The sequence below is a fragment of the Streptomyces sp. NPDC002896 genome, assembly GCF_040295225.1.
In the GTDB taxonomy this organism is placed as follows: Bacteria; Actinomycetota; Actinomycetes; order Streptomycetales; family Streptomycetaceae; genus Streptomyces.
This window is the reverse complement of record NZ_JBEOVA010000043.1, coordinates 1-26,515: the sequence shown is the minus strand read 5'-3', so window position 1 is coordinate 26,515 and position 26,515 is coordinate 1. Positions and strand designations below refer to the sequence as shown.

The 26,515-nt window shown below is 69.7% G+C and carries 27 protein-coding genes and 1 pseudogene; 11 read left to right on the top strand and 17 right to left on the bottom strand.

From position 1 onward, the window contains the following. Positions 1 to 614 precede the first annotated feature (614 nt). From ABT009_RS41640 to ABT009_RS41630, 3 genes are read right to left on the bottom strand one after another with little or no spacing between them, the layout of a single operon-like run. Entirely contained in the window at positions 615 to 2,219 is a 1,605-nt protein-coding gene (locus tag ABT009_RS41640) for an FAD-dependent oxidoreductase (RefSeq protein ID WP_351306904.1), read from the bottom strand. Further along, positions 2,216 to 2,944 carry a class I SAM-dependent methyltransferase gene (locus ABT009_RS41635; protein WP_351306902.1) on the bottom strand — a complete coding sequence of 243 codons (729 nt, stop codon included), beginning with the start codon at positions 2,942 to 2,944 and terminating at the stop codon, positions 2,216 to 2,218. The genes ABT009_RS41640 and ABT009_RS41635 overlap by 4 nt, the downstream gene beginning before the upstream one ends. A gap of 40 nt (positions 2,945 to 2,984) precedes the next feature. Beyond that, positions 2,985 to 4,178: a lycopene cyclase family protein gene (locus tag ABT009_RS41630; RefSeq protein ID WP_351306900.1), complete on the bottom strand. Its 1,194-nt coding sequence runs from the start codon at positions 4,176 to 4,178 to the stop codon at positions 2,985 to 2,987. Positions 4,179 to 4,415: 237 nt separating this feature from the next. Between ABT009_RS41630 and ABT009_RS41625 the strand changes: the two genes are divergently transcribed. Genes ABT009_RS41625 through ABT009_RS41610 form a run of 4 tightly spaced genes read left to right on the top strand, consistent with a single transcriptional unit; the run spans position 4,416 to position 9,308 of the window. Next, on the top strand, positions 4,416 to 5,744 hold the full coding sequence (locus ABT009_RS41625; RefSeq protein WP_502990067.1) for a polyprenyl synthetase family protein: 1,329 nt from the start codon (positions 4,416 to 4,418) through the stop codon (positions 5,742 to 5,744). Beyond that, positions 5,741 to 7,282: a phytoene desaturase family protein gene (crtI, locus tag ABT009_RS41620; protein ID WP_351306897.1), complete on the top strand. Its 1,542-nt coding sequence runs from the start codon at positions 5,741 to 5,743 to the stop codon at positions 7,280 to 7,282. The genes ABT009_RS41625 and crtI overlap by 4 nt, the downstream gene beginning before the upstream one ends. Beyond that, positions 7,279 to 8,292: a phytoene/squalene synthase family protein gene (locus tag ABT009_RS41615; protein ID WP_351306895.1), complete on the top strand. Its 1,014-nt coding sequence runs from the start codon at positions 7,279 to 7,281 to the stop codon at positions 8,290 to 8,292. The genes crtI and ABT009_RS41615 overlap by 4 nt, the downstream gene beginning before the upstream one ends. Then, complete coding sequence (locus ABT009_RS41610) at positions 8,289 to 9,308, top strand: DUF5914 domain-containing protein (protein ID WP_351306894.1); 1,020 nt, start codon at positions 8,289 to 8,291, stop codon at positions 9,306 to 9,308. The genes ABT009_RS41615 and ABT009_RS41610 overlap by 4 nt, the downstream gene beginning before the upstream one ends. Before the next feature lie 411 nt (positions 9,309 to 9,719). Here the strand turns inward: ABT009_RS41610 and ABT009_RS41605 are convergent, their stop codons facing one another. Together ABT009_RS41605 and tpg are read right to left on the bottom strand one after the other, a co-directional pair. Continuing rightward, on the bottom strand, positions 9,720 to 10,523 hold the full coding sequence (locus ABT009_RS41605) for a methyltransferase domain-containing protein (protein ID WP_351306892.1): 804 nt from the start codon (positions 10,521 to 10,523) through the stop codon (positions 9,720 to 9,722). Positions 10,524 to 10,667: 144 nt separating this feature from the next. Continuing rightward, a pseudogene (gene tpg / locus ABT009_RS41600) lies at positions 10,668 to 11,027 on the bottom strand (telomere-protecting terminal protein Tpg); the annotation flags it as partial. Between the two features lie 589 nt (positions 11,028 to 11,616). Here tpg and ABT009_RS41595 point away from each other — a divergent pair. The 5 genes from ABT009_RS41595 (at position 11,617) to ABT009_RS41575 (ending at position 16,803) form a co-directional block, all read left to right on the top strand. Next, positions 11,617 to 11,835: a ferredoxin gene (locus tag ABT009_RS41595; RefSeq protein ID WP_168497133.1), complete on the top strand. Its 219-nt coding sequence runs from the start codon at positions 11,617 to 11,619 to the stop codon at positions 11,833 to 11,835. Beyond that, on the top strand, positions 11,832 to 13,235 hold the full coding sequence (locus ABT009_RS41590; protein ID WP_351306890.1) for an NAD(P)/FAD-dependent oxidoreductase: 1,404 nt from the start codon (positions 11,832 to 11,834) through the stop codon (positions 13,233 to 13,235). The genes ABT009_RS41595 and ABT009_RS41590 overlap by 4 nt, the downstream gene beginning before the upstream one ends. 61 nt (positions 13,236 to 13,296) lie before the next feature. Further along, entirely contained in the window at positions 13,297 to 14,565 is a 1,269-nt protein-coding gene (locus ABT009_RS41585) for a cytochrome P450 (RefSeq protein ID WP_351306889.1), read from the top strand. 23 nt (positions 14,566 to 14,588) lie between these two features. After that, on the top strand, positions 14,589 to 15,635 hold the full coding sequence (locus ABT009_RS41580) for an NAD(P)-dependent alcohol dehydrogenase (protein ID WP_351306887.1): 1,047 nt from the start codon (positions 14,589 to 14,591) through the stop codon (positions 15,633 to 15,635). 163 nt (positions 15,636 to 15,798) lie between these two features. After that, positions 15,799 to 16,803 carry a diacylglycerol/lipid kinase family protein gene (locus tag ABT009_RS41575; RefSeq protein WP_502990066.1) on the top strand — a complete coding sequence of 335 codons (1,005 nt, stop codon included), beginning with the start codon at positions 15,799 to 15,801 and terminating at the stop codon, positions 16,801 to 16,803. Positions 16,804 to 17,106: 303 nt separating this feature from the next. Here ABT009_RS41575 and ABT009_RS41570 read toward each other — a convergent pair whose 3' ends face one another. From ABT009_RS41570 to ABT009_RS41535, 8 genes are all read right to left on the bottom strand, one after another. Next, complete coding sequence (locus ABT009_RS41570; protein WP_351306885.1) at positions 17,107 to 17,853, bottom strand: dienelactone hydrolase family protein; 747 nt, start codon at positions 17,851 to 17,853, stop codon at positions 17,107 to 17,109. Between the two features lie 133 nt (positions 17,854 to 17,986). Continuing rightward, positions 17,987 to 18,262 (bottom strand): hypothetical protein, encoded by a 276-nt coding sequence (locus ABT009_RS41565; RefSeq protein WP_351306883.1) that lies wholly within the window; start codon positions 18,260 to 18,262, stop codon positions 17,987 to 17,989. Further along, positions 18,259 to 18,594 carry a GAF domain-containing protein gene (locus tag ABT009_RS41560; protein WP_351306881.1) on the bottom strand — a complete coding sequence of 112 codons (336 nt, stop codon included), beginning with the start codon at positions 18,592 to 18,594 and terminating at the stop codon, positions 18,259 to 18,261. Before ABT009_RS41560 ends, ABT009_RS41565 begins: the two co-directional genes overlap by 4 nt. A gap of 239 nt (positions 18,595 to 18,833) precedes the next feature. Next, the gene (locus ABT009_RS41555; protein ID WP_351306879.1) at positions 18,834 to 18,968 is read right to left on the bottom strand and encodes a hypothetical protein; all 135 of its coding nucleotides are present in this window, start codon (positions 18,966 to 18,968) and stop codon (positions 18,834 to 18,836) included. Further along, positions 18,965 to 19,660, bottom strand: a complete 696-nt coding sequence (locus tag ABT009_RS41550; RefSeq protein ID WP_351306877.1) for an alpha/beta hydrolase — start codon at positions 19,658 to 19,660, stop codon at positions 18,965 to 18,967. The genes ABT009_RS41555 and ABT009_RS41550 overlap by 4 nt, the downstream gene beginning before the upstream one ends. Before the next feature lie 181 nt (positions 19,661 to 19,841). Continuing rightward, positions 19,842 to 20,267, bottom strand: coding sequence for a hypothetical protein (locus tag ABT009_RS41545; protein ID WP_351306875.1), 426 nt, complete (start codon positions 20,265 to 20,267; stop codon positions 19,842 to 19,844). Between the two features lie 255 nt (positions 20,268 to 20,522). After that, positions 20,523 to 21,095, bottom strand: coding sequence for a hypothetical protein (locus ABT009_RS41540; protein WP_351306873.1), 573 nt, complete (start codon positions 21,093 to 21,095; stop codon positions 20,523 to 20,525). A 129-nt stretch (positions 21,096 to 21,224) separates the two neighbouring features. Continuing rightward, entirely contained in the window at positions 21,225 to 21,794 is a 570-nt protein-coding gene (locus tag ABT009_RS41535; protein WP_351306871.1) for a TetR/AcrR family transcriptional regulator, read from the bottom strand. Between the two features lie 258 nt (positions 21,795 to 22,052). On the opposite strand from ABT009_RS41535, the gene ABT009_RS41530 reads away from it, so the two are divergent. Beyond that, the gene (locus tag ABT009_RS41530; RefSeq protein ID WP_351306869.1) at positions 22,053 to 22,583 is read left to right on the top strand and encodes a hypothetical protein; all 531 of its coding nucleotides are present in this window, start codon (positions 22,053 to 22,055) and stop codon (positions 22,581 to 22,583) included. 49 nt (positions 22,584 to 22,632) lie between these two features. Here ABT009_RS41530 and ABT009_RS41525 read toward each other — a convergent pair whose 3' ends face one another. The 4 genes from ABT009_RS41525 to ABT009_RS41510 all read right to left on the bottom strand — a co-directional run bounded on the left by ABT009_RS41525 (position 22,633) and on the right by ABT009_RS41510 (position 24,866). Continuing rightward, positions 22,633 to 23,043, bottom strand: coding sequence for a four-helix bundle copper-binding protein (locus ABT009_RS41525; RefSeq protein ID WP_351306867.1), 411 nt, complete (start codon positions 23,041 to 23,043; stop codon positions 22,633 to 22,635). Between the two features lie 158 nt (positions 23,044 to 23,201). Continuing rightward, positions 23,202 to 23,735, bottom strand: coding sequence for a DUF4396 domain-containing protein (locus tag ABT009_RS41520; protein WP_351306865.1), 534 nt, complete (start codon positions 23,733 to 23,735; stop codon positions 23,202 to 23,204). Positions 23,736 to 23,819: 84 nt separating this feature from the next. Continuing rightward, complete coding sequence (locus ABT009_RS41515; protein WP_351306863.1) at positions 23,820 to 24,014, bottom strand: hypothetical protein; 195 nt, start codon at positions 24,012 to 24,014, stop codon at positions 23,820 to 23,822. Between the two features lie 255 nt (positions 24,015 to 24,269). Beyond that, positions 24,270 to 24,866, bottom strand: coding sequence for an alpha/beta hydrolase (locus ABT009_RS41510; protein WP_351306861.1), 597 nt, complete (start codon positions 24,864 to 24,866; stop codon positions 24,270 to 24,272). 510 nt (positions 24,867 to 25,376) lie between these two features. Between ABT009_RS41510 and ABT009_RS41505 the strand changes: the two genes are divergently transcribed. Continuing rightward, on the top strand, positions 25,377 to 26,063 hold the full coding sequence (locus ABT009_RS41505; RefSeq protein WP_351306859.1) for a methyltransferase domain-containing protein: 687 nt from the start codon (positions 25,377 to 25,379) through the stop codon (positions 26,061 to 26,063). Positions 26,064 to 26,515: the final 452 nt, after the last annotated feature.

Genomic DNA, 26,515 nt, shown 5'->3' with positions numbered 1-26,515 from the left:
TCCGCACGAGGCCGCTACTCCTTCAGCGCCTACAAGACAGACGCCCGCAACATCCGGGCCGCCACGCAGTTCCTGGCTTGGCTGGACGCCCAGCACCTCACGCTCACCACCCCCGAACAACACCACCTCGACACCTGGGCGATCAACAAGCCCGGAGTGCGCCACCACTCCATCCGCTGGGCGCGGGCTCGACGCCTGATCTCCGACCTCACCATCGCCCAGTCCGCCCGGCCAGCTCCCGGGCTTCCAGATCGAGGAGGTCTACCAGGACGAGCTCAGGCGATGCCGCAACGACGCCTCGCTGCCCCTGCAGGTGCGCATCGCCGGCGCCCTGATCCGCCTCTACGCCTTTCCACTCACCCGGATCGTTAACTGTCGGCTGCGCACCTCCAGGGCCGGGGCGAGGCGCGCCCTCTGATGGGCTCCGATCGGGACCGAACCAGCGGCGACCCGGTGTGCCGTGGATGCGGAAACGGTCCGGGCCCTCCGGTCCCGCCGCATTGGAGAAGGCCGTGTGGCCGAGCCGTTTGCGCGGGACGGGGCGGTTGCCGGGGAGAAGTCTCATAGATGCCGCGTCCTGCTTCGCCCTGCGAACGCCCGGGTGGGTCACGCCATCACTTCTGCCCTGATCCGCTTGTCGGAAGCGGCCCCTCGTGCGGCGCGTGAGCCTCGCTGCCCCGTCCGGTTCCCAGGGCTCGCAGGAGGGCGCTGCGTCCGCGGTCGGGCACGGTCCACAGTGTCTGTCCGCGCACGTTCCAGCGCCGCAGGAGGGCATTGGCGGCAAGGAAGCCGGTCGTCGCCGCCCGTTCCATCAGCGCCACGGGCTGATCGGCTCGTACCAAGTCGCCGGCCAGCACCAGGCCGGGATCGGGAGTGCGCACGGTCGGCCGGTGGCGATGGCTGCCCACCTCGAACAAGGGGCAGTCCGTTCTCCACTCGTGGCGTGCGTCGACCACCGTGGCCGCACGTGTTTCCGGGTAGAGGCGGTGGAGTTGGTCGATGAGGCGCTTTTGCTCGACGTCCCGGGGCACGTCCGGCGGCACCGCGTAGGCGTGGAGTTCCACTACGGATCCGCCGGTACGCGCCGCCCACCGGGCCGCTTCGTCCTCCCAGCGTTCCAGCACGCTGACATTGTCGAGGCTGCCGTACCCGCTGGTGCCGAGGAAACCGGGCCGGTCGGAGGCAACAGGTCGGTCCAGCCACAGGCGGGTGACCAGGAACGGCGGGGCGTTGCGCAGGCGGGCGATGCGTTCTCGCCAGGGGGCGTCGCCCAGCCGTTCGGAGCGGGCGACCAGGGATCGCAGTCCCGCGGTGTCCAGGGCAAGTACTACGGTGTCGTGTCGCTGCTGTTCACAGGCGGTGGCGACCTCGTAGCCGCCGCCCGGGAGGGGGGTGATGTGTTCGACGGGTGTGGAGATGCGGACGTCGGCGCCGTGCCGCCGCAGGTATGCGGCGAGTGGGTTCCACAACGCCTGCGGGAAGGGTGCGCGGGGCACGTCGAAGAGAAGGCCTTCGGCGGAGCCGAGGAAGTAGATGTGGAACATCAGTGCCATCTCGGCCGCTGAAAGCTGTCGCGGGTCGGCGAAGAAACTGCGGGAGAAGACCTCGAACGCGAGATGGCGGGCGCTTGCGGGGAAGCGGATGTTTTCCAGGAAGTCATGTGCGCAGGTGTCGTCGAAGCGTTCGTAGATCTCGGGGACGCGGACGTCGAGGAGTGGGAGGGCCGCGGCCGGATTCATGCGGCGCAGGTCGCGCAGGCCGAAGGAGGGGCTGAGCGCGGCAAAACTCAGGGCGCTCCACGGTGGCGTGCGCGGGATGCGGCGGAAGCTGTCCTGCAGCCCGCTGCTGTGTCGCAAGGGGTAGTCCGGAAGCGCGGTGAACCGCTCGAGCCGGGGGTCGGTGCGGCGCAGCAGGCCCCGCAGGTTGTAGTACTGGCGGAAGAAGGCGTGGAAGCCACGGCTCATGGTCATCGTGGTGCCGTCCCGCAGTTGTACCGGCCATCCGCCGACCCGTCCGCCCAGGAAGGGCTGGCGCTCGTACACGGTCACGGCCACGCCCCGTTCGGCCAGTGCGGTCGCCGCGGCCAAGCCGGCGATGCCTCCTCCCACCACCGCGGTCGTGGGCCGGGTGCCAAGGATTCTCGGGGCGCCGGGCGGGGGCGGCAGCAGGCATGCCCGGCGGTCTCGGCCGCGGCGTGCGGCATCCGGCCGGCGCCTCATCGGTCCTCCGGTGCGGCGTCGGGGCGGCGGGCGATGAAGGTGTGGGTGATGCCCGTGTGCCAGCCCGGTAGCGGCAGGGTGCGGACGCGGTCGAACGCGGCGGTGCGCAGGCGGTCGGCGAAGCGGTCGGCGGTGTCGAACTCGACGACACTGCGCCACAGATGGCGGTACAGCTCGCCGTCTCCCAGCAGGGTGGCTACGGGCTGGACGATGCCGCGGCACACCAGGGTCCACACCGCCCGGTCCGTGCGGCGCCCGCTGAGGGTGTATTCGTGCACGCCGAGCCGGCCTGACGGGACCAGCATCTGGTGCACCGTGGCAAGCACAGCAGCGGGGTCGGACACGTTGCGGAAGAGGTAGGCGGCGAATACGGCGTCGAACGGCCCCTTCACACCAGCCTCTGCCAGCCGCTCCGCCGGTGCCTGTACGAACGTGACGCCGTGCGGCCAGCGTTTGGCGGCGGCCCGTTCGAGCATGCCGGCGGAGGCGTCCACGGCGGTGATCTCTGCAGCCGGCACAATGGCACGAAGTGCGGCGGTGGAGGCGCCGGTGCCGCATCCGAGGTCCAGGATCCGCAGGCCCTGGCCCTGAGCGGGTAGGCCGAGACGGCGTACCGAGCGACGCAGGTGGGCGTGATAGCCGGGGTTGACGGCCACCAGCACGTCGTAACTGCGGGCGGCGTGGTCGAACGCGGCAGCCAGATCTTGGTCGCGCAGCAAGGTCATGCGGTCTCCGTACGGTGTCGAGCGACCATGGGCCGCTGGGTCAGGGTCCGTCGAACGGTCGGCGGGGCAGGAAGGGCAGCTCCACCGCCGAGCGCAGCATCGGCCCGATCGGGACGTGCAGGCCGATGGCGAGGTCCTCGCGCAGTCGTGTGCGGCCGTCAAGGAAGTCCAGGAGCCGTCGCATGGGTACGCGTGCGAAAAGGAGCGTGAAGAGGTCGGGGCCGTCGGCCCGGCCGCTGTCCAAGGTGCGCAGCAGCACAGCGTCCATGGCTCGGGAGCGGGCCGAGTGGGCAGGTGGAGGCACGGGCCGGCGGCCGTGGTGCAGGGCCGCGGCCACGGCCCGGGTCTGGCGTTGCAGGCCGGCGAAGGTATAGCCGGTCGATGGGCGGGTGGCACCGCCGGCGGCACCGATCCGGAAGACCGACGCACCGACCTGCTGGGGCAGCGGGGCATCCGTCATCGGGATGACCCCCGTCTCGGTCGAAAGGACCTTCAGATCACCGAGTCGGAGCACCTCCTCGGCGTAGTGCCTTATCGCCGTCTCGTAGTCGGTCGCCGACAGCACCTGCGAAGAGAACTCGGTGTACTCCACCAGCGCCTCGCGACGGCCGAGGGGCAGGACGTAGCCGAACGACAGGCCACTGCGGGGCTGAGGAGTACGAAAGTCCATCAGATCGGCTGTGCCGGGGTCGAAGATCGGGCGGGCGGTGCGGACGAACCAGCCGTGGAAGTGCTGCAGCAGCGTGGTACGCGCGGCCGGCAGGCTGCCCAGCGGGCGTGAGTCGAAAACCCAGCGAGCGCGCACGACGGCAGGTAGACCATCGATGTCCCGCACGTGGACCTCAGCTCCCCCGTGGACGTCTTCCACGGTCTCCACGGTGGCCTCCAAGCGCCGCAGGCAGGGGTTGTGCGCCACCTGGCGGGCGACCAGTTCCTCGAAGTCGTCCGAGTTGATCATCTTGTAGCGCAAGGGTGAGATGTCCCCCTCGATGGGGTCCCCTGTACGTGCACGGATGCGCAGATGCCGCCACGACGCCGTGACCGCGGCGTCGAAGCGGCCGCTGCCGGGCTCCCAGAAGCACCACGTGCGACGCGGCGGACGCAGCGGGCCGGGCGGAGCGTCGATCAGGACCACCGACAGCCTCCGCCGGCGAAAGACGGGTGCCGACAGACCATGGGCCAAGGAGAGTCCGGCGGCTCCCGCACCGACGATGGCAACATCCGCCTCCCACACGACGGCTTCCTCCTTCGGTCTTCGGCACGCACCGTCAGCATTCCTGGCCCTGCGCCCGATCGGATGCAGACCACTCGCTCGTGTGACAGCCGCCCGTCGGTGCGGGACAAAACCGTAGACGGGAAAACATGTGCCAGCCGCCCGTGCCGCAGGTCGCCCCTATCCGCATCCGCGTCCGACCTGCAGGCCGAAGGAAGTGGGGACGGAGCAATGCGCGAACACGATGAGAGGAACGGGATGCGCCCCACACAGGCGAAAGATCACCACACGGACGGGCCGCCGTCCGTCCCTCGCAGGCCAGCCCTGTCAGCCTCCATCGCGCGGGTGCAGCCGTACGGGCCAACGGCCGAGCCACTGCCCTTCTCGAGGGATGCCGCGACTGCCCCGCTGCAAGCGGAAACCGCTGATGCATGCGCCGTCGACAAGGACGTGCCCGCAGCCGTAGGCCGCGTACTCGACCAGGTCCTGGCCGACCGTGTCGACCGCGCCCGGACCCTGAACCCACTGTTCGCCGACGACGTGGCCGAGCGAGTCGCGCGCTTCAGCCAGGGCGGCCACCGCACACGCTCGCAACTGCTGTGGTGGGCGCTGCGCGCCTGCGGCGGCAACGACCGGGCCTCGGTGGTGGCGGGGCTGCGGGTCGGCGCCGCCCTCGAACTCCTGCAGACCTGTGCGCTCGTCCACGACGACGTGATGGATGACTCCGCACTGCGTCGCGGCCGGTCCGCACTGCACGCCGATGTCTGCGCGCAGTACGCCGGCGCAGCCGCACCGGCCCGCCTCGAGCCCTTCGGGAAGGCCAGCGCGATCCTCGCCGGCGACTTGGCGCTCGCCTGGGCCGACGACCTGATGGCCGAAACCACGCTCGAACCCGAGGTCGCGAGACGGGTGCGCCCCATGTGGAGCGACATGCGCACGGAGATGGTCGCCGGTCAATACCTGGACATCCACGGCCAGGCCATGGCGTCGCATTCCCTGCCCCACGCGCTGAGCACCGCCTGCCTCAAAAGCGCCCGCTACTCCGTCGAACGGCCGCTCGCGCTCGGAGCCGCTCTCGCACGGACGGACGAAACCACCATGCGGGCACTTCGCTCGGCCGGCCACTGCGTCGGCATGGCCTTCCAGCTCCGCGACGACCTCAACGACATCTTCGGCGACTCCCGGCAGACCGGAAAACCCGTCGGCGGTGACATCCGTGAAGGCAAGCCGACCTACCTGATCGCCCTCGCCCGGGCCCGGGCCGAGGCCTCCGGCGACCGCCACACCCTCGCCATCCTGGAGCACTCGCTCGGCCGCTCGGACCTCTCGGAGGCCGACCTCGACAAAGTGCGAGACGTCCTGGTGGCGACAGGGGCCCGCGCCATGGCCGAGGCCAGGATCGGCCGACTCGTGGCCCAGGGGCTGCACCACCTCGACAGCGCGCTACTCGACCCCGAAGGCGGCCGCCGACTGCGTCACGTGCTGAACTCGGCAGCCCCTGGCGGGGCTTGTCATGATCATCGAAGACCGGACGCCGCGGTGCCCGTGGCCCCGCTCGCCTCCGCTGCCGAAGGGGCCTGCCGGTGATGCGCACCGTGCCAGGACGTACCGACCATGTCGTGGTGGTGGGAGCCGGGCTTGCTGGGCTGTCGGCCACGCTGCACCTCATTGGCGCCGGACGTCGCGTGACGGTCGTTGAGCGCCACCTGATGCCCGGCGGTCGCGCGGGGCGGATGAACCTCGGTGGCTACCGCCTCGACACCGGTCCCACCGTGCTGACCATGCCCGACCTCGCCGACGAGCCCTTCGCCGCCATCGGCGACAGCTTGCGCCGACGCGTCGACCTCATCAAGCTCCAACCGGCCTACCGCGCCTGCTTCGCCGACGGAAGCAGTCTCGATGTGCACACCGACGCGGACGCGATGGCCGCGGAGGTCGAACGCTTCGCCGGAGGCAGTGAGGCTGCGGGCTACCAGCAGCTGCGCAACTGGCTCGAACAGCTCTACAGGGCCCAGATGCGGCGCTTCATCGACACCAACTTCGACTCTCCCTTGGGTCTGCTGACTCCCGAACTCGTGCGTCTGGCGTTCCTCGGGGGGTTCGGCCGGCTCGACGAGCGCATCGGCCGTTTCCTGCGGGACGAGCGACTGCGCCGCGTCTTCACCTTCCAGGCACTCTATGCAGGAGTCCCACCGGCCCGGGCCATGGCCGCGTACGCCGTCATCGCCTACATGGACACCATCGCCGGCGTGTACTTTCCCCGGGGCGGCATGCACGCGCTGCCGCAGGCGATGGCGGACGCCGCCGCCGACGCAGGGGCAGACTTGCGCTTCGGGCAGCGGGTGACGCACCTGGAACGCACCGGCGGCAGAATCACCGCCGTGGTCACCGACCACGACCGCATCCCTTGCGACGCCGTCGTCCTCACCCCCGACCTGCCCGTCGCCTACCGGCTCCTCGGCCGCCCGCCGCGGCGCCCACTGCGTTTGCGGCACTCCCCGTCCGCGGTAGTGCTGCACACGGGCACCCGGCGCACCTGGCCGCAGTTGGCGCACCACACCCTCTCCTTCGGCGCGGCGTGGCACAGCACCTTCCATGAACTCACGCGCACCGGGCTGCTGATGAGCGATCCCTCCCTGCTCATCACCCGGCCCACGACCACCGACCCAGACCTGGCTCCACCTGGCCGGCATCTGCACTACATCCTCGCGCCGTGCCCCAACACCGACATCGGCCCCGGCGCCACGGAATGGACCGACCTCGCCTCGCGCTACCGCGCCGCCCTCCTGCAGGAACTCGAGCGGCGCGGCCTCGATGGCATCGAATCGGCCATCGAAGAGGAGTGCCTCGTCACACCGGCCGATTGGCATGCCCAGGGACATGCCGCCGGTACGCCCTTCTCCGCAGCTCACACCTTCGCCCAGACCGGTCCGTTCCGGCCCCGGAACCTGGTCCGCGGCACCGAGAACGCCGTCCTCGCCGGCTGCGGCACCACACCGGGTGTCGGCGTGCCGACCGTGCTGCTGTCGGGAAAGTTGGCGGCGGCACGGATCACCGGCAGACCCGCACATGTCACCGCACGCACGCGCGGCAGGTCCGCCACGGTGAAGGAGGTTTCGGTATGACGGACCGTGAACTCGACGCGGCGGGCATCACTGATCCGGCGCTGCGCGAGGCCTACCGGCACTGCCGTCGGCTCAACGCTCGCCACGGCAAAACGTACTTCCTGGCCACCCGGCTGCTCCCGGTCGAGCGCAGAGCGGCCGTACACGCCTTGTACGGGTTCGCGCGCTGGGCCGACGACATCGTCGACACCCTCGATCGCGCTGTCGACGCCAACCGCCGTGAGGCGGCTCTGTCCGCCCTTCACAGGAGTCTGCGGACGGGGCTGAGGGAGGAAAGCAGCTGTGAGCCGGTGGTGCTGGCCCTGGCCGACACGGCACGCCGCTACGCCATCGACCAGGCCCACTTCGCCGACTTCATGGCCGCCATGCGCTCCGACCTGATGGTCACCGACTACGCCACCTACGCCGACCTGTGCGACTACATGCATGGCTCCGCAGCCGTGATCGGACTGCAAATGCTGCCGGTCCTCGGCACGGTCGTCCCACGCGAGGAGGCCGCACCTCACGCGGCCGCGCTCGGTGTGGCCTTCCAGCTGACCAACTTCCTGCGCGACGTGGGCGAGGACCTCGACCGCGACCGCGTGTACCTGCCCGCCGACCTGCTCAGCGCCCACGGTGCCGACCGGCGGCTACTGGAGTGGAGTCGCGCGACGGGCCGCCGCGACCGACGCATCACCGCCGCACTGCGCGAGTTCGAGGCCCTGACCCGTGGTGTCTACCAGGAGGCGGCACCCGGAATCGGGATGCTCCACCCGATGTCCCGTCCGTGCATCCGTACCGCGTTCGTGTTGTACGGCGGCATCCTGGAGGCCGTAGCCCGGGAAAACTACTCGGTGGTGCACCACCGCGCGGTCGTGTCCCGCCGACGCCGTGCCGCGGTCGCCGCCGACGGACTCGCCCGGGTGGCCGCCGCACGGCTGCGCGCCCGTGCCCGACGCCCTGCCGCTCTCTCTCCACGTCCCGCCCCGCCCGGCAGGCCTTGTCGACCGGTCCATGAGGAGGTTGTATGAGGATCACCCCACCGAGCAAGCGTGGACGCCTGCCTCTGTCCCTCCGCAGGCGACCAGTGCGCTGGGACCGCCAGCAGCCCACCTGGCGCGAGGCCCGCCCTGCCGTGATCGCCGAGGCGCTGAAGCGCGCTCAGGCACGCCCGTCCGGCAACTGGTACGTCGTGGGGGCCTCCCGTGACATCGGCGGCGACCGTCCGCTGGCACGGGCGGTGGCAGGACATGAGGTGGTCATCTGGCGTGACGCCGACGGCCGTCCGGTCGCCGGGCCCGGCATCTGCCCCCACTTGGGGGCACCACTGCGGGACAGTCCCGTGCGCTGCGGCACCCTGGTGTGCCACTGGCACGGACTCACCTTGAACGGCACCCCGTTCGCCGGCTGGAACCCACTGCCGGTGCACGACGACGGTGTGCTGGTGTGGGTACGACTCGACGAAGCCAGCGGCGAGCCGCCGCTGGACGCGCCTGTCGTGCCGCGCCGTCCCGCACCGGCGGGTGCCACGTCGGCCGTCTACGTCGGCGTGGGGGCTTGCGAGCCGGAAGACGTGCTGGCCAATCGCCTGGACCCCTGGCACGGTGCCTGGTATCACCCCCACTCGTTCGTCGACCTCACTGTGGTCGGCGCACCGGACAGAGCCGCATGCGGGACCGACGACTGCTTCACCGTGGATGTGTCCTTCAAGGTCGCGGGACGTCTGGTCGTACCGGTGCGGGCGGTGTTCACCGCGCCGGAACCGCGCACCGTCGTCATGCACATCACCGGAGGCGAGGGGGTGGGTTCCGTGGTCGAGACGCACGCCACCCCGCTTGGACCGGATGAGCAGGGCCGGCCGCGCACGGCGGTCATCGAAGCCGTGATCGCAGCTTCCGACCGGCCGGGATTCGCCTTGGCACGCAAGGCGGCTCCGCTGCTGCGCCCGCTCATCCGTGCCGCCGCCGGACGCCTGTGGCGCGACGACCTCGCCTACGCCGAACGGCGCTGGCACCTGCGCTCAACGGGACGCTTGCCTGCCGACTGACGACCCTCACCCGCCCGAATGGAGCCCGGCGCACGTCCGCGAGGCGTTCGTGATCCCGCATGGCGTTGCGGTGCCGGAACGCGACCGCAGACTGCTGATCGATGCGGCTTCGGTCCTGACCTCCCAAGCGGCGCCTGGGCTCGTGTCATGCCGCTCATTCTCCCCTGTCTGAGCGCTTGTCCGGTCGGGCACCGCTTCATGGCTACCAACGGGTGAGCAAGGCGACCCTCGCAGAGCCGTCCAGCTTCTCGAGGACGTGCGCCGACACATCGGGCGTCGTAGCGGATCCCAAAGGCGCTTGAGTCGGCGTGCAAGGCAGCGGCCGTCCTTCCCCTTGCGGGGGTTGAAGCCGTGCTGGTGGCGACGGATCTTCGTGAGGGCGAACAGAGGGCGAGGGCCATCATGGGAGGGCTACGGGCGGCGTCCCCACGCGGAGATCATCGGGGCGGTGGCCAGGTCGAGGCGTCCGGTGGCGACGTTCGCCAGGTGACGGTCGATCTCCTCGTCGGTGGCGAGCCCTTCCGCCACCAGACGGCGGCGGATCTGCCGCACGGTCGCGGCCTCAAGAACGGCACATGCCGGCGAGGTGATCGGGAAGTACGCATCGGCCTGAACGTCGTCCAGACCGGCCTCACGCAACAGCCTGGGCAGGGTTCGCCCGTACGCCAGGTCCGCGCCGCGTGCGGCCATCAACGTGCGAAAGCCGGATCGCAACCGGTTGGCGAGCCGCTGTTCGGGACCCGACTCGTCCGGACACAACAGCGGCTGCAACCCCGGGTCGGCGTCCTCCAGGAGCAGCCAGCCGCCGGGCCGCAGCGCCTGAACCATCTGGCGCAGCGCCTCGGTGCGGTCGGTGACGTGTACCAGGACCAGCCGCGCGTGGACGAGGTCGAAGGCCCCGGGCGGCGGCGGTTCGGCCGCCACGTCGTGCCGCAGCACCTCGATCACGCCACCAGCCATATTCCGGGTCCAGGACACGTCGATGTCGGTGGCGATCACCGTTCCCTCGGGGCCGACTCGCTCGGCCAGCCCGAGGGGTACGGACGGACCACCGGCCCCGACCTCCCAGCACCGCATGCCGGCCGCGATCCCGAGCTGGTCGACGTGCCGGAACGTCACCGGATCGAACAACTCGCTGAGGGCGGTGAATCGGATCCCTGCCTCCGATTGCCGGTTGTCCAACAGGTAGCCGTGATCCGTGTCGTGCTCAGCCATGTGGCGATTCTCGCAGAGGGGCAGTCGGGTCCCCAGATCGGGCCCGCCAACTGAAACGCTCAGCCCTGCCGACTCAGACTCTCACCCACCAACTGAAACGCTCAGTCGCAATCGGCGGTCCGGGGCTCGCGGCTGTTCGGGGGTCTACACGTCGAAGTCGAGGTGCTCGATGTCGGTGAAGCGCATCTCTTCCAGACTGCCGGCGCGGCGGCCGCCGTCCTGGAAGTACACCTCCTTGAGCGCTTCGGCGGCGATCTCCTGCAGACGCTGGTCGCTGACGCCCTGCTCCTGGGCGTCGAAGAGGCGGGCGCCGTACTGCGGGGGCAGGGCCACGGTCAGGTGGCGGATCCGGTCCTCGTCGGTGGAGCCGATGGGGGCGGTGTAGCCGATCCGGGCGCGGGTGTCGATGACGATGCTGCCGGTGGCCGCCGCCTTCTTGCGGGCCTTGGCGCAGATCTGCGGCTGCCAGCGCTTCTTGACCTCGGTCTCCAGCCGGGCGGCGAGGTGCCTCGCGACGAGCGGCCAGGCGGATGCCGAGCAGCGGGCCCGGCTCGCGGACGACCCCTCGCAGCGCGGGTGCCAACCCGGCCCTCCCCCCGGGTGAGATGGCCGTGGTCATGGACGAGGCCAGGGTGCCCGCATGACGACGGGCGCCTGGAACGACGCGGCCGAGGTGCTTGCGGAGATCAGCGGCTTCAGCCGCGGCCGGGGCCGTATTGTCTCCACAAACGCTCATGATCACGGTGGCCGCTTCCATGCGGGCAGGCACTCCGGAAGCCCCGGGACCTGCACGAACCGGTCAGTGATCAAGAACGACAGCTGCCCTGAGAGATGTCTTCCGTAACAGCGGATTTGCGGTCGTCGGAAGGCGGGGCGAGTATTTTTTTAGGGTGAAACGGCCGGGGCAAACCTTGATGCCGACGTCATCGGATGTGTACCGCGACCTTCGGACCGTGACGCTCACCGGCGGTAAGCGTCACCGCGGGTACCGCCGTGGCGAAGAAGATCGAACATACGGGTGCTCAGCCGGTGGCGCTGGCCGGGGCGGCGGGTGGGCTGTCCAGCTGGGCGGCAGATCGGAAGGAGTCTGCCCATGCGGATCGCCGTGGACCTGAATCGATGCCAGGGATACGCACAGTGCGTGTATTTGGCGCACGAGGTCTTCAGATTGACTGGCCAGGAGGCGCTCACCTACGAGCCGAACCCCGATGACGAGCGGCGCCTGCAGGTTGAGCGAGCCGCTGCGGCGTGTCCGGTGCAGGCGATCGTGATCGACCGCTTGGACGGCGCGGAGGGGAGCGCGACGTCATGACCGTGCCGGCAACGGTCGCAGAGCTGGTGCGCGAGTTCCGAGCCCACGGCCGGATCGTCATCGTCGGTGCGTCCCTGGCCGGACTGCGGGCCGCCGAAGCCCTGCGTGAGGAGGGCTTCAACGGGTCTGTGACCATCATCGGGGACGAGCCGTACGAGCCCTACGACCGTCCCCCGCTGTCCAAGCAGGTGCTCAAAGGCTGGGTGCCGGCCGACCACACCAAGCTGCCCCGTCTGCGAGAAGTGAATGCGGAGTGGCGGCTCGGGGTGGCCGCCACCGGGTTGGACCGGGCCGCCAAGCAGGTGCGCCTGGCCGACGGCGAGCAGATCCCGTACGACCGGTTGCTGATCGCCACGGGCACCCGCGCGCGACAGTGGCCGAACCCGGACGAAGCCGCCCTGGACGGGGTCTACACGCTGCGCTCGCGTGATGATGCCGCACAGCTGCAAAAGGCGCTGGCCGCGCCGCCGTCGCGGGTCATGGTCATCGGGGCCGGGTTCATCGGCTCGGAGGTGGCCTCCGTCTGCCGGGAACTCGATCTCCCGGTGACCGTCGTCGAGCGGGGCTCGGCGCCGCTGGTCGGCGCGCTCGGCGGGGTGATCGGTGAGATCGCCACGGAGATGCAGCGCGACCACGGCGTGGACCTGCGCTGCGGGCTGGGTGTGTCGTCACTGGAGGGCGACTCCGGCGGACACGTGCGGCGTGCTCATCTCTCGGACGGAACCACCATCGACGCCGACGTGGTGGTGGCCTCGCTGGGGTCGATCCGCAACGTTGAATGGCTGGAGGACGCCGGGCTGGCGTCCGGTTTCTGGGGCGTCGGCTGCGACGCCGGCGGTCGCGCCTTCGACGTCAACGGCGTGATCACCGACAGCATCTACGTGGCAGGGGACGTGGCGCGCGCGCCCCACGTGCTGTACGAGTACCAGTTCCTCGCGATGGAGCACTGGGACAATGCCGTTCTCGGCGCCGAGGTCGCGGCCCACAACATGGTGAACCTCGAGCCCCACTATCGCCCGCATCTGTTGCTGCCCGGCTTCTGGTCCGGTCAGTTCGGCGTCAACATCAAGTCCGTCGGCGTGCCTCCTTTCGGCGACGAGATCGTCTTCACGCAGGGGTCCGTCAAGGAGCGCCACTTCGCCGCCGCCTACGGTCGCCGGGGCCGCATCGTCGCCGCCGTCACCTTCGATCACGGCAAGTGGCTGGAGTACTACGGGAAGCTGATCGAGCAATCGGGTCCGTTCCCGCCTCCGCCGCCGGGCTGGGACCAGCCCCCCGACATGAAGCCGATCCCGGCCGAGTTCCCGCAACCCGGCGTCCCGACGGCGATCCCCGACGTCGTCCTGACCGGCCACGACCCGAGCGAGCGGAGGGCCGAGTTCCGGTCTCGCCCTCGTTGACTCGCCCGCCTGGTCGGGCGTGCAAGCGGACAGCATCGACAGGAAGAAGGAGGGGAGCCTCGTGGTCGAGGAAACCCCCTGGCAGCAGGCCCTCCGCTACGCCAACCGCGCCAATCCGTACCCGTTCTACGAGGAACTCCGCAGAACACCGGTGGCGCGGCAGCCGGACGGCACCTACGTCGTCAGTACCTACGAAGAGATCGTCGCGCTGCTGCACGACCCCCGGGTCAGTTCGGATCCCAGGAAGCTCCCCGTCCCGGTTGCGGCCCCGGCCGAGGGCTCGGCAGAGGCCGAGCCGATCACGGAGGCGGTCATTTCTTTGGAGCCGAACATCATCACCCAGGATCCACCCGAGCACGATCGAGATCGCCGGACGATGATGCCGCATTTCGTCGGCCCGCCCCATTCCCCTCACCTGATCTCCGACCTGGAACCCGAGATCCGCCGCATTGTGGACGGCCTTCTGGACAACATGCAGGGCAAGACCCGGATCGATGCCGTCGACGAGTTCGCCTACCCCCTGCCGGTGACCGTGATCTGCAAGGTCCTGGGCGTGCCGCTTGAAGACGAGCAACGCTTCCACGGCTGGATCGAGACGGCCCTGGACTCTTTGGATTTCGGCCCCGAGGCTGCCTCCGAGGAGATGCAGAGCCGACTGGCCGGGGGTCGCCGGGCCGTGAAGGAGTTCGGGCAGTTCGCAGCCGAGCTGCTCGACCGGTACGCCCAGCAGCCCGGCCCGGGCATGCTCTCGGCGATGGTGCACGAGGACGGCGCGGAGGGAGGGATGTCCAAGGGCGTGCTCGTGAGCAATGCCTTGCTCCTGATCTTCGCCGGGCATGAAACCACGGTCAATCTCATCGCCCACAGCGTGCTCACCCTGCTGCGGCACCCCGACGCGCTCGAGAAGCTGCGCCGCCGGCCCGAGCTGATCGTGCCCGGAGTCGAGGAGTTGCTGCGCTTCGAGTCGTCGGTCCAGTTCTGGCACACCCGCTCCGCTGTGGAAGACATCGACATCGCAGGCACCACCATCCCGAAGGGCGCGCCGATCTTCCTGGCATACGGCTCGGCGAACCGCGACCCGAAGCGGTTCGCCAACCCCGACGAGCTCGACCTCGAACGCCGAGACAACCAGCACCTCGGGTTCAGCCAGGGCATCCACTTCTGCTTCGGCGCTCCGCTCGCGCGGCTCGAGGTCCAGGTCGCGGTCGGCGAGTTCGTCCGCCGAGTGGAAAACCCCCGGCTCGTAGAGGACCCACCGCCGTACCGCCACAACCAGATTTTCCGCGGCCCGCGCCACGTCCTGGTCGACATCGACGGGATCCGCGACTGAATCGGCGTGCGTAAAGGATCGCTATGCGGGCTTTTCAACTAGTCGGATGGCAGCAACCGCCCGAGCTGCGCGAGGTGCCGGTGCCCGAGCCCGGGCCGGGGCAGGTCCTGGTGAAGGTCGGGGGTGCCGGTGCGTGCCACTCAGATCTGCACATCATGGAGGCACCCGGACCACCACCCGGGTTCGCCACGGAACTGCCCTTCACGCTCGGCCATGAGAATGCGGGATGGGTGGAGAGGCTGGGGCCGGGTGTCACCGGGTTCACGCCCGGAGACCCTGTGATGGTCTACGGTCCCTGGGGCTGTGGGGTGTGCGCCAACTGCCGGGAGGGCCGGGAGAACTACTGCCAGAAGATCAGTGGTCAGGGCGGGGGCCTGGGAGGCGGCCACGACGGCGGAATGGCTGAGTACCTGCTGGTCCCGGCGGCGCGATTCCTGATTCCGCTGGGCACCCTCGACCCCCGCCAGGCCGCCCCGCTCAGCGACGCGGGGCTGACCAGCTATCACGCCGTCAAGCGATCGCTGCACCTGCTGGGGCCGGGCTCGACCGCGGTGGTGATCGGGGTGGGCGGTCTGGGCCAGATGGCCATCCAGATGATGCGAGCGCTCAGCGCGGCGACCATCGTCGTCGCCGTGGACACCGATGCCGGCAAGCTGGAAACCGCCAAGCGCATGGGCGCGGACGACGCGCTGCTCTCGGGCGAGGAGGCGGTCACCCGCATCAAGGACATGACGGAGCAGCAGGGCGCTCAGCTCGTGCTGGACATGGTCGGCATAGACCCGACTCTGCGGATGGCTGCTCAGGTGGCCAGGGTGCTTGGCCACCTGACCATCGTCGGTCTCGGCGGCGGAGCCCTGCCCGTCAACTTCTCGAGCCCGCCGCACGAGTGCTCGGTCGCCTCGCCCTATTGGGGCTCCCTTCCCGAACTGATGGAAGTGATCACCCTCGCCCAGCAGCAAAAGATCAAGATGCTGGTCGAGCACTTCCCCTTGGAACGCGCCAACGAGGCATACCAGCTCCTGCACGACGGCAAGATCCAAGGACGCGCCGTCATCACCCCTCACCCGTGAGTACTGTCATCAAGGCGACCGGGCTGGTGCCGTAGGCCGCAACTGTCGGAGGAAACGTCATGGGGACGGCACGGTCAGCAGCGGGCGTGGTAACGGCAGCGGTGTCGGCGCCTGTGACTGTGACGGGCGCCGGGCTGATGAACGCGGCCTGTCGGCGCTTGCCATGACCGAGAACGCGTTCCGACCGGTGGCCGCTGCACGGCGGCCGTATCTGATCGTGAATCCCCGTTCGGGAGGAGGGAAGGCGAGCCGGTTCCGGATCGCGGAAAATGCCCGTGCGTTGGGGGCTCAGGTGCTCCTGCTCGATCCTTCCCGGCCCCAGGACCTCGCGACTTTCGCCCGACGCGCGGTGGATGACGGTGCGGATCTGCTGGGGGTGGCCGGCGGAGACGGCACGCAGGCACTTGTCGCCGGGGTGGCTGCGAAGAGCGGCCTTCCTTTCGTGGTCATTCCGGCCGGTACCCGCAACCACTTCGCGATGGACCTCGGCCTGGACCGTGACGACCCTTCGGCCGCGCTGGAGGCCCTCACGGACGGCGTCGAACTGCGCGTGGATCTCGGGTTCGCAGGCGAGCGGGTGTTCGTCAACAACGTGTCGTTCGGTGCCTATGCCGCCCTGGTGCAGGACCCGGCCTATCGGGAGGACAAGATCGGCACCATGGTGCGGATCCTCCCGGAATTCCTGGCCCGCCACGAGGGCCCGGAGCTGATCGTACGCGCAGGGCTGCTCACTGTGGACCGGCCTGATGCCGTGCTGGTGAGCAACAATCCCTACCGGGTCGATGACCCGGCCGGGCTTGGCAGGCGTGCGCAACTGGACTCCGGGCTCCTGGGGGTACTGGCCGCCAGGGCGGAGACGCCCGCCGAGACGGCCGCCCGGCTGCGAAGTGGGCAGACGCACCGCCAGACACACGGCCTGACCAATCTGGCCACCTCTGACGAGGTGGTCGTCGATGCCGACGTCCCGGTCGTCCCCGTCGGGCTGGACGGTGAAGCCGTCACCCTGCCGACTCCCGTGCGGTGCCGGATCAGTCCCCGGACGCTACGGGTGCGGGTTCCCCGCCATCGGCCGGGCGCCGCGCCCGCCGGGCGGCCGCCGGGCTGGATCACCATCCGGCGGGTGGCCTCAGCTGTCGGGCGAGCTGTTCACGGCCGTCATACCGGCTGACCGAAGCCGAACCGGGCAGACGCGCGGACTTCCCCGGTCGCCACGTGTGCACCCAGCGCGCGGCCCTGGCTGGCGACGAGCCGCGCAGCAGGTCCCAGACAGAACGGGCAATGCGGGATCAGCCACGATCGTGGCGGACGGCGGTGATCTGGGAGTGATGCCGAGCGGGCGGCGGACGCCGAAGCGATCGTTGCTCCACCGTCGCAACGCGTTCGCTTCGCGGTCATCCGCGGCCGTGCGGCGTCGGCGCCGGCCGAGGCGTCTGCCCGTCCGGGCGGGCGGCTTGGTTTCCGGGCCGGAGCCTCAGCCGTTGGCCAGGGTGCGGCGGAGAAGGGGCAGCAGGCGGTCCCAGTGGCGCTGCAGTGCGGCGGGGTTGAAGGCGTCGGTGTCGGACATGGTGAAGCCGTGGATGGTGCCGGGGTAGATCTCGGAGGTGTAGCTGACACCCGCGGCATCCAGGGCCTGGTTGAGCTCGCCGAGGGCCTCGGGCGTCATGTCGGTTTCGGCGTGGCCGAGGTGGACCTGGGCGGTGAGCTTGGAGAGGAGGCGGTGCAGGCTGTCGGGCCCGTCGGCGCCCACAGGGCCGTGGAATCCGGCGACAGCGGCCACCTGGCCGGGGTGGGCCGCCGCGGTGCGCATCGCCAGGAGGCCGCCTATGCAGTAGCCGGTCACTGCGACCGGTCCGGCACCGACCTCGGGCTGGGTGGTGAGGAACCTGAGGTAGGCGTCGGCGTCGCTCAGGACACGTTCGGCGGTGTGCGCCTCGATCAAGGGCATCAACTGGGCGAAGACCGCGGGCCGGACCTCTTCTCCAATGTGCTCGGGAAGTTCGATCACCGGTGCCGGGCCGTGCCGGTAGAAGAGGTTGGGGACGAGCACGTAGTACCCGTGCCCGGCCAGTTCGCGGGCCATCTCCCGCAGCACGGGCCGGATGCCGAAGCCGTCCGCGTACATCAGCACCCCCGGGTGCCGCCCGCCACCGTCGGGGAAGGCGGCGAACGCGTCGGCCTGGCCGTCCGCGGTGGGAATCTGCAGCATCTTGGTGGGCATGAATTCTCCTGTCGTGGTTGACGTGTCGAGCCTGTGATCAACACGACGGAGGCGGAGCCCGCGCAGCAGCGCAAGATCCTCGATCCAACAGCGGGCCAGCACCGGCCCGTACGGCGCTCAGAAGAGCACCGGGTCACCAATCCGTGTGTGGCGCGATGCCGTCCCGGTAGTCATGGCTGCATAACGTAGCCCACCGGATAAAGCCGATGCCAGCCCCCCAATCCACAGTGCTGTTCGCGAGAATGATCTCGGTCACCGCCTCGGGATCCTGAACCCGGTCGACGCGCTGCCCGTCACAGGGATACCCATCTTGTGGCTGCACGGTCGTCACCGTGCTTCGAAATACTCCCTTGCCGAACGCTCCGGACGTGGCCGAATCGGAGCCACTCTTCGGGTCCGGTTTCGTCATGTTCGTAGCCTTGTGGGGCAGCAGCCTGGCCTGGAGGCCGTGTGCGAGCCGGTGTTTGGCGTCGTGCGGGCGTGCCCGGTCCAGGCCTGGGCGATCAGGGCACTGAAAGAGGTGAGGGTGAGGCGTTCCTCCGGGGTGAACGGGTAGGGCTGGTCGTAGCCGAGCACGCAGGCGCCGACGGGGTTCCCGGAGGCGGTCAGGGGCAGGAAGGTCCAGGCGGCCATGCCGTTGTCCATCACGGCTTGGGCGGGAGAGGCCTCGCGGGGCTCCTGCCGGGAGGCGAAGAATGACGGTACCCCGGCGGTGGTTTCGTAGGTGGGAGTCGTCGGCAACGTTTGTCGACGGTTTTGGGCAGCACTTCGCGATCGCCGGACCCGGAAATGTCGATGAGAAGTAGCAACGCCCGAAGTGTGGGTGGGGCCTTCCCCGGTGCCGTGATGGTGGCCGGTCCTCGGACCGCGTCAAGGGCTGCCGGTAGCTTCCAGCGAAAAACAACGCTAAGCGGTTGACCTTGGCGGGCCGCGCGTCAGGGGGAGACGGCCCTTGAGGATCAACGGCCGGAAATCTGGCGCTAAGCCGGTGTTCGCAGGTCGACGTCCTGCCCGTTGTAGGCCGTGTAGGCCCTCGACAGAAGTTCTTCCTCGGCGCTCACGACGGCCTCCTGGTCCTCGGATCGCCGGCCCGGCTCGTCCGCGGCTGCCGTCACAGGCTCAGCAGCAGGTCCCGGACCGCGGCGGGCTGGGACAGGAACGGGTGGTGGCCGGCGTCGAGTTCGACGACGCTGCCGGCCCGGCGGGCGAACTCGCGCTGTAGGCGCGGCGGGGTGCCGCGGTCCTGGGCGCAGATGAGGTACGTCGAGGGCACCTGCTTCCATGCGGCCGCCCCGACCGGCTGCCCGGTCACCTGCACGCTCTGCCGGGCGAGGTGGTCCGCCGCCTGCGCTTGGACCTCGGAGTCGCAGTCCTGCAGGAACGTGTCCACGAGCAGCTCGGGGCGGACCCCGAATGTGCCGGCGTCGGGGTCGACGTCGAGGAACGGGGCGGGGCTGCCCTCCCCGAACTCCGACAGGCTCTGCCCGACCTCGGGCAGGTAGCTGGAGACCAGCAGCAGGTGGCGTACCGCCCCGACGCCCGCGGCGGCTTCCGCGGTGATGATGCCGCCGTAGCTGTGGGCGACCACGACGGTCGGCTCGTCGCCGGCCTGCAGCACCTGCCGCACCGCGGCAACGTCCTCGGACAGCCCCGGACCACCGACGCCGCCGGGCAGGCCCGCCTCGCCGCAGCTCGGCAGCGCCGGGGCCACGCTCGGCACCCCTCGCTCCTGCAGCAGCTCGGCGGTGCGGTGCCACCACCACGACCCGTCCCGCGCGCACGCCCCATGCACGAACACGACCCTCATCGCTACCTCCACGTCTGCCTTGACCGCCTTTCGATCAACGGTAGATGTAGCCGCCGTTACGTTGGTGGGCAGACGACCGCAACCGCACATCAAGGAGAGGCTGCTCGATGCGTGCGCTGATCACGCCCTCGCGCACGGCCTCCCCGACCGGCTCGAGCCGCTGGCCACCGCCACCGGCACCTCAGCCCGCATGCTGATTTATCACTTCGGCACCCGCGACGCCCTGCTGCGCGCCGTCCTCGGGCACGCGCGGCAACGCCAACTCGACACATTCGGCGACCTCCTGCGGGTGCGACCCGACGAGCCCTACACGGCCACCCTGGATCGCGCCTGGACCTCCATCACCGGCCCGGACGGGCGGCCGTACCTGCGGATGTTCGGTCAGCTGCGCGAGAGTGCGGAGCAGCAGTTGTGGCCCAACTTCCGGCGCACCGCGACGACCGACTGGCTCGGGCCGCTCGAGGACGGCCTGCGCAGCATCGGTCGGCCGGATCTCGCGACGCTCGTTCTCGCTGTCATCCGTGGTCTCCTCATGGACCTCGACGCCACCGGCGACACCACCCGCACCGACCGGGCCTTCCGCGACTTCCTCAGCGCAGTCGAGCACCTGTCCAGCGGCTACCGCTCAACCGCTTACCGCTCCCAGGAGCGCCAGCAGCAGCACGACCAGCACCGACACGGCGTCGGGCACGTAGTGCTGCGTCGCCCACCTAGCCATAGGTTTCGAATTTGGCAGACCCGAGCCGCGCGAGCAGCCGCTTCGAACCGGAGCAGGGCGACCGGGCCCCGCCGAGACACCGCGCGGCTCATGGCTCGCAACCTGCCGCCGGTGCACCGGCGGCAGGTCATGCGCACTCACTCGTCAGCCGCGACCTGGGGTGAGCCGCCACACGGAGAGGTCGAACGCGAAGGCGGTGGAGCAGGACAGCGGGACCGTCGAGCCGAGCACGTTCACCGTGGCCGTCGTGTGCAGAGGTGTGTTGGTGCCCTTGGTGATCACGTAGTGGTCGGCCGGGTCCTCGATGACCTCATGCACGGGCTTCGGCGCACCCGCGGCCGCGTAGGCGCCGCTGATAACCGCGTCGCCTGCCGGCTCTACGGTGTCGTCCAGCTTCCTGATCGGGATGTCGGCCGCGATTGTTCCGTTGGAGAACAGCGCGGTGTCCTCCGGTCCGTAACCGCCGCCGTACTCTCCGTCAGGCGTCTCGATCGACACGCTGGTGTGCGAGCCGAACGCGGAGTTCTGGTACAGGTCCACGGCTACAGAGACGCCTGCGGATTGCCCGGCACAGGACAGCGCGTAGCCCTTCTCGATCGTCTTCGCCGGCTTGGATCCGCCCTCCGCCGCGGGGGCGGCCTGTGCGGTCCCGGCGGTGGAGGCGATCGCGCCGACGCCGATCACGCATGCCAGTGCGACTCGTGTGATGGTTCTCAACTTGGTTCCCCCCTTGGACCTTGGGCCCATGTGTGACGTTTTACGCGCGTTGCGGGGCCTAAGACACGCCAGGTCGGTGTTCGGTTCCGGCCAACGAAAAATCACGGTCAGCCGTGTGATCTGGGTGGCTTACGGAACCGGGCGCAGCCCGTCCAGGGTGACCTCGACGAGCCGGCGGACGGCGGCCTTGGAGGGCAGGCCCGCGGCGGCGGTCAGTGCGTGGAGGCAGTACTGGGCGAGCTCGGCGGGCGGGACGTCGCCGCGCAGGCCGCCACTGTCGGCGCCTTCGGCGATCAGGGCCTGGACTACGTGCGCCAGGTGCCGTTCGGCGTAGGTGACGTGCTGGCCCTGGTGGAGGAGTGCGGCGAGTTCGCCGCCGTGGCGTACGCGTGCGATGTCCGCATACGCCTCAAGGACGGTCTGCAGTCGCCCGACGGCGGTGCCGGGCTGGTCGGCGGCCTCGGTCAGCTGGTGCAGGTGGCCCGTGACTTGGCGCTCGTGCCAGGCCAGAAGGACGGCCTCGATGTCGGAGAAGTACTTGTAGAGGGTGGCGCGGCCGATGCCGGTCTTCTCGGCGATCTGGGACATGGTCACCGACCGCAGTCCGCCGGCCTCCACCAGTTCGGTAGTGGTGTTGAGGATGGCCTCGCGTACGGCGTGGCGGTGCGCGTCGATGGTTTCGTTCCACAGCTTCGGCACCCCTCAAGGATACGGGCGTCTCCGATTGGATACACTCCGCCGCGATGGAGACACCCTGTCTCGAAAAGTAATCGCGCGGCGGGTCCGCGCGTCGGAATCCGTGGAGGACGCCATGGCCGATACACCCCCTCGCCCTGAGGCAACAGACGATCATCAGACGCCGCGCTGGGTGAAGACCTCCGCGGCAGTGGCCGTCTCCCTGGTCGTCGTGTTCGTGGTCGTGCACCTGGCCGGGGGCGGCATGGCCGGGCATACGCCGTGAGCCCGTTCCCCGCGCGGCTGCGCAAGGCGACGCTGACCGCGCACATCACCGCTTCGGTGGGCTGGTTCGGAGCGGTCGCGGCCTTCCTCGCTCTCGCCGTCGCCGGTCTGGTCAGCGACGCTCCGCAGACGGTCCGAGGGGCGTACGTGGCGATGGAACTGGTGGGCTGGGGTGTGATCGTTCCTCTTGCCGGCGCCTCGTTGCTGACCGGCGTGGTGCAGTCGCTGGGGACGGTGTGGGGGCTGATGCGGCACTACTGGGTGATCGCGAAACTCCTGATCACCGTGCTCGCCACCGTGCTGCTGCTCGTTCATATGCAGCCGGTCGGCCACCTCGCCGACGGCGCCGCCCGGGCCGCACTGGCCGGGGGTGAACTGGAGGGCATGCGCATTCAGCTGGTCGCGGACGCGGGCGCCGCCGCCGTGGCTCTGCTCACCGCAGCCGCCCTGTCGGTGGTCAAGCCCCGCGGGATGACCCGCTACGGCCGCCGCCGGCAGCGGCGGGAGCAGCACCAGGCCGGACCCTGACCCCGCCGTGGCGGCCGCCGGAGGGGAATCCGGCGGCCACGGGGCCCGGTCAGCCGAGGGCCTGGATGAGGTCGTTGCACGCCTGTTCGCAGGACCGGCACGCTTCGGCGCACAGGCGGCAGTGCTCGTGCATGTCCGCGTGCGAGGAGCATTCGTCGCCGCAGGCTTTGCAGGCTGTCGCGCACGCCTGAAGGATCGCGCGGGTGATGTTGGCGTCGTAGCCGGTGTGGCGGGACAGGACGGCCGCGGTGGCGTTGCAGATGTCTGCACAGTCCATGTCGGTGCGGATGCACTTGGTGAGCTCGCCGACCATGCCTTCGGACAGGCAGGCGTCCGCGCAGGCGGTACACGTCTGTGCGCAGGCGATGCATTCCTCGATGCACTTAGTGAGCTTCTCGCGGTCGACATCGCCGAGGTCGGCCGGGTACGTGGCGAGCATGTCCTTGACCGTGGTCAGCACGGGTTGCCTCCTTGTCGCTGCCGGAGGCCAGCGGGCCGGGCAGCCACACCTCTTCCACCCCCGGCCCTTGGCGGGTTGGCTTGGCGCGGCAACGCAAACGCGCCCGGGACACCCCCCGATCGGTGAAGGGGCGTCCCGGGGCGGCTGCCGGTTCGGGGTCAGTGGTAGGCGTGGACGACGGCGTGGCCCTTGCCGCGGCCGATCATCCACTTGTTCACGGGCGTGGTGATCAGGAAGGCGACCGCGAACCCGCCCAGCAGGGCGGACCAGAACAGCCCGTCCGACAGGTGGGCGTCCATCGCGCCCGGGGTGAGGGCGATGATGGCGTTGTCGACCAGCTCCATCACGGCGATCGAAACGGTGTCGGCGGCCAGCGCCACCTTGATCGCGGCCTTGAGGTCCAGGCCGACCCGAAGGACCGCGAACAGCGTGAACGAGTAGCCGAACAGGAACGCAAGCGCAATCGCCAGGACCATGGTCGGCACGTTGCCCCACAGCAGGGCGGTACCGATGACCATGCCGAGGATCTCGCCGATGGCGCACCCGGTGAGGCAGTGCAACGTCGCCTTGGCAGCCGTCGACCAGGAGGCTTCGCCGTGCGCGTGCCCGCCGTGGTGGGCGGCGTAACCGTGATGAGCCTCGTGGCTGGCGTGGTCGTGCGCGGCGCCGGTTTGCTGAGCGCTGTGGTCCATGACCGTCATCCCCCTTCCCGTCCAGTGTGGCCCGTCTTCCGAGCCTCACACGCAATGAACGATATACCCCCGGGGGGTATTACGCTATGGGGGGCCGTTTGTTGAGGGCCGCTGGAGGACCGTCCAGGTGCGTCCGGCATCGGTGGGTTCGTAGACGGCGTTGGTGCTGTCGGCCACCAGCAGCCGCGGTGCGGTCACGGCGGTGAGCACGGTGGGATCACCGCCGTCGGGCAGGCGGCCGTGCTCGGTCCAGGTCTGACCTCCCTGGCTGCTGACCACACGGCCGTCCGCAGCGAGTCCGACGAGTAACCCGGGCTCCGGCTCATCGACGGCGACGAGGCCGGGGCGGCACGGAAGGTGCGTCCGCCGTCGGTGCTGTGCTGCAGCCCGTCCCGGTGGTGGCCCACAGGGTTTCGGGGCTCTGGGCGCGGGCGGCGAGGTCGAGCAACACCGGCCCGTCGACGTTCGCCGCGCACCCGACGGATGACGCACGCCAGCAGGGACAGGCCCGCTATGGCGCGCATCGAAAGTGGATCAAGCCGTGCCGGCGAGCTCGACGAGGTGCCGGGCTGTGCCGGCGGGATCGATGATCTGGTGGAGGTGTGCGCCGGGCAGGTGTGCCACACGCCAGCCGCGCTCACGCGCGTCCGCGCCAAAGTCGTCATACGGAGGGCCGAACAGCAAGTAGGAACAGGGGTGGTCGTCCCAGCCGTCGGGGACCGGGATGTGCTGCTCGTAGTAGGACAGCGGCAGGGTCGGCTGCTCCTCAATGACTGTCTGCCGCACCATCGGATCGGTGAACATGGGTGCGACGTCTGCCTCGTCCCACCAGTCAGTCCAGCGCGGTAGCCTGCCGTTCACAGCCATCGGGCGGAGGAACTCCAGCAACTCGGGTGTGGCGACAGTGGTCGGTCCGATCCGGGCCGGCAGTGCGGCATCGACGAAGATCGAGCTGGTCACCGGATGGTCGAGGCCCGAGCGAATCACCGGGAGGAACAAGCCTGCGTTGCTGTGTACCACCAACGTGACGGGGCTGTCGGCCGTGACCTGCCGCAGATCGTCGCGGACGGCGTCCACAATGCGGGGCCAAAACGGCGGAGCGCCGGCGCCTACGTTCAGCAGGGACGGCACCCGTACCGGATATCCCTCCGCTCTCAAGTGATCGGCCACAGGGTGCCAGGTTGAGGGACCTACGGACGGACTGTGCACGAGGACGAAGATCGGCTGCATGTGACGATGCTCGCGCCCATGCCATGGGAGGCGCGACAGTCTTGGCTGACAGCAGAACGCTTCGTTTCGAGGAAGCCCACGCAAGGTCACAGCACGGCCGTTCACAGCCATTCGTTGATGGCCGCGACGAGAACTCGACAGCATCCGCGAGATGGTCAGAAGGCTGATCCCGGCCCCCGGCGCGCCACACTGCAGCGGCGTCGTGCCGCGCTGAAGCGGCGTATCGCCGAGGCGCAGGCCTCGCTCGAGCTGATCGAATGCGCCCTCGACTGCGTGCCCGCATTTCCAGAAGGTGGTGCGGGAGCGTATCGGTGTCGACGTGCCATCGCCCGTGCGGGCGTAGCCGCTGCTTCACGGCTACGGTGGGAGTGTGCCCGGCGCCGGTGCGCAGCCGATGCGTAAGGAGGCCCGATGCACGGCCACAAGGCGGCACAGCACGAGGAACCCGGGGTGCTGATCACCCATGTGCGGTTGTACAACGTCTTACTCGCCGTGCTCTTCGCCGGGCGGCGCGGGTCGCTGGATGCAACCATGGCCGCGGCCAGCGGCGCCGCGCCTGGGGACCGGGTGCTCGACGTCGGGTGCGGCCCCGGGCACTTCGCCCGCCGGCTCGCCGAGGTCGTCGGCCCGCGGGGCGAGGTCGTCGGTGTCGACCCCTCGCAGCCGATGATCGACTACGCCCGCAGCCACGCGGGCAAGGCGCCAAACTGCCACTTCGAGGTGGCGGCGGCCCAGGCCCTGGGCCTGCCCGACGCCGCTTTCGCCGTGGTCACCTCGACCTTCGTCGTCCACCACATCCCGCCTGAGAAACGGGCGACGGCGCTCGAGCAGATGCACCGGGTCCTGCGGCCGGGTGGGCGGCTGCTGATCGCCGACGTGTACCCGACGGGACAGATGGCGCCGAGGCTGGCGAGTCTGTTGGGTCGCCTCACCCTCCACCGGGCACCCGGCCCGGAGGGCCATCCCAGCGTCGACCCGTTCACTGACACCAACGTCCGGCTCCTTGCCATCCCGCTCCGCGAACTCGGCTTCTCTGGGCTGGAGTTCACCGACATCAGGCCGTGGACACGGTACGTGACCGCGACCAAGAACGCGTGAGTCAGTACCTGTGGGGTCTGCCGGGGTCCTGTCCGGCTGTCGCGCCCGGGCGCAAGCGGCGACGGAGCCGGTGCTGAAGACGATGGCCGACTCGCCGCTGAGGTTCTCGACCAGCCGCCTGATGTCGTCGGCGCGTCACTCTGGGGTCGGTTGATCGTAGTCATGCGGACCGTCGAGCCCGCTGCGGGAAAGCCCCCGCCGATCGCGACTGACGACATTGCGGTGCGATGGTCCGTTGGATCCACGGACCACGGCCGGACGGGTTGTAAACAACCGCTGCTGGCACGGACGATTTCACCTGACAGCCTGACCAGCGGCTGCGCGAAGTCGTCGACAGGGCGAACGTTGCTTGATGCGGCACTAGTGTGCTGCGCCAGAAATCCTCAGAGTTAGTTGATACCTTCTTTTCATGGCGCAACGAGGCCCTACTGCTGTGGAGATCGTTCTTTCCG

Excerpts from the sequence above, each read along its gene's own strand:
- ABT009_RS41640 (WP_351306904.1), bottom strand. The coding sequence starts at position 2,219 with ATGAGGCGCCGGCCGGATGCCGCACGCCGCGGCCGAGACCGCCGGGCA.
- ABT009_RS41635 (WP_351306902.1), bottom strand. The coding sequence starts at position 2,944 with ATGACCTTGCTGCGCGACCAAGATCTGGCTGCCGCGTTCGACCACGCC.
- ABT009_RS41625 (WP_502990067.1), top strand. The coding sequence starts at position 4,416 with ATGCGCCCCACACAGGCGAAAGATCACCACACGGACGGGCCGCCGTCC.
- ABT009_RS41615 (WP_351306895.1), top strand. The coding sequence starts at position 7,279 with ATGACGGACCGTGAACTCGACGCGGCGGGCATCACTGATCCGGCGCTG.
- ABT009_RS41610 (WP_351306894.1), top strand. The coding sequence starts at position 8,289 with ATGAGGATCACCCCACCGAGCAAGCGTGGACGCCTGCCTCTGTCCCTC.
- ABT009_RS41605 (WP_351306892.1), bottom strand. The coding sequence starts at position 10,523 with ATGGCTGAGCACGACACGGATCACGGCTACCTGTTGGACAACCGGCAA.
- ABT009_RS41595 (WP_168497133.1), top strand. The coding sequence starts at position 11,617 with ATGCGGATCGCCGTGGACCTGAATCGATGCCAGGGATACGCACAGTGC.
- ABT009_RS41590 (WP_351306890.1), top strand. The coding sequence starts at position 11,832 with ATGACCGTGCCGGCAACGGTCGCAGAGCTGGTGCGCGAGTTCCGAGCC.
- ABT009_RS41580 (WP_351306887.1), top strand. The coding sequence starts at position 14,589 with ATGCGGGCTTTTCAACTAGTCGGATGGCAGCAACCGCCCGAGCTGCGC.
- ABT009_RS41575 (WP_502990066.1), top strand. The coding sequence starts at position 15,799 with ATGACCGAGAACGCGTTCCGACCGGTGGCCGCTGCACGGCGGCCGTAT.
- ABT009_RS41570 (WP_351306885.1), bottom strand. The coding sequence starts at position 17,853 with ATGCCCACCAAGATGCTGCAGATTCCCACCGCGGACGGCCAGGCCGAC.
- ABT009_RS41565 (WP_351306883.1), bottom strand. The coding sequence starts at position 18,262 with ATGACGAAACCGGACCCGAAGAGTGGCTCCGATTCGGCCACGTCCGGA.
- ABT009_RS41550 (WP_351306877.1), bottom strand. The coding sequence starts at position 19,660 with ATGAGGGTCGTGTTCGTGCATGGGGCGTGCGCGCGGGACGGGTCGTGG.
- ABT009_RS41520 (WP_351306865.1), bottom strand. The coding sequence starts at position 23,735 with ATGGACCACAGCGCTCAGCAAACCGGCGCCGCGCACGACCACGCCAGC.
- ABT009_RS41505 (WP_351306859.1), top strand. The coding sequence starts at position 25,377 with ATGCACGGCCACAAGGCGGCACAGCACGAGGAACCCGGGGTGCTGATC.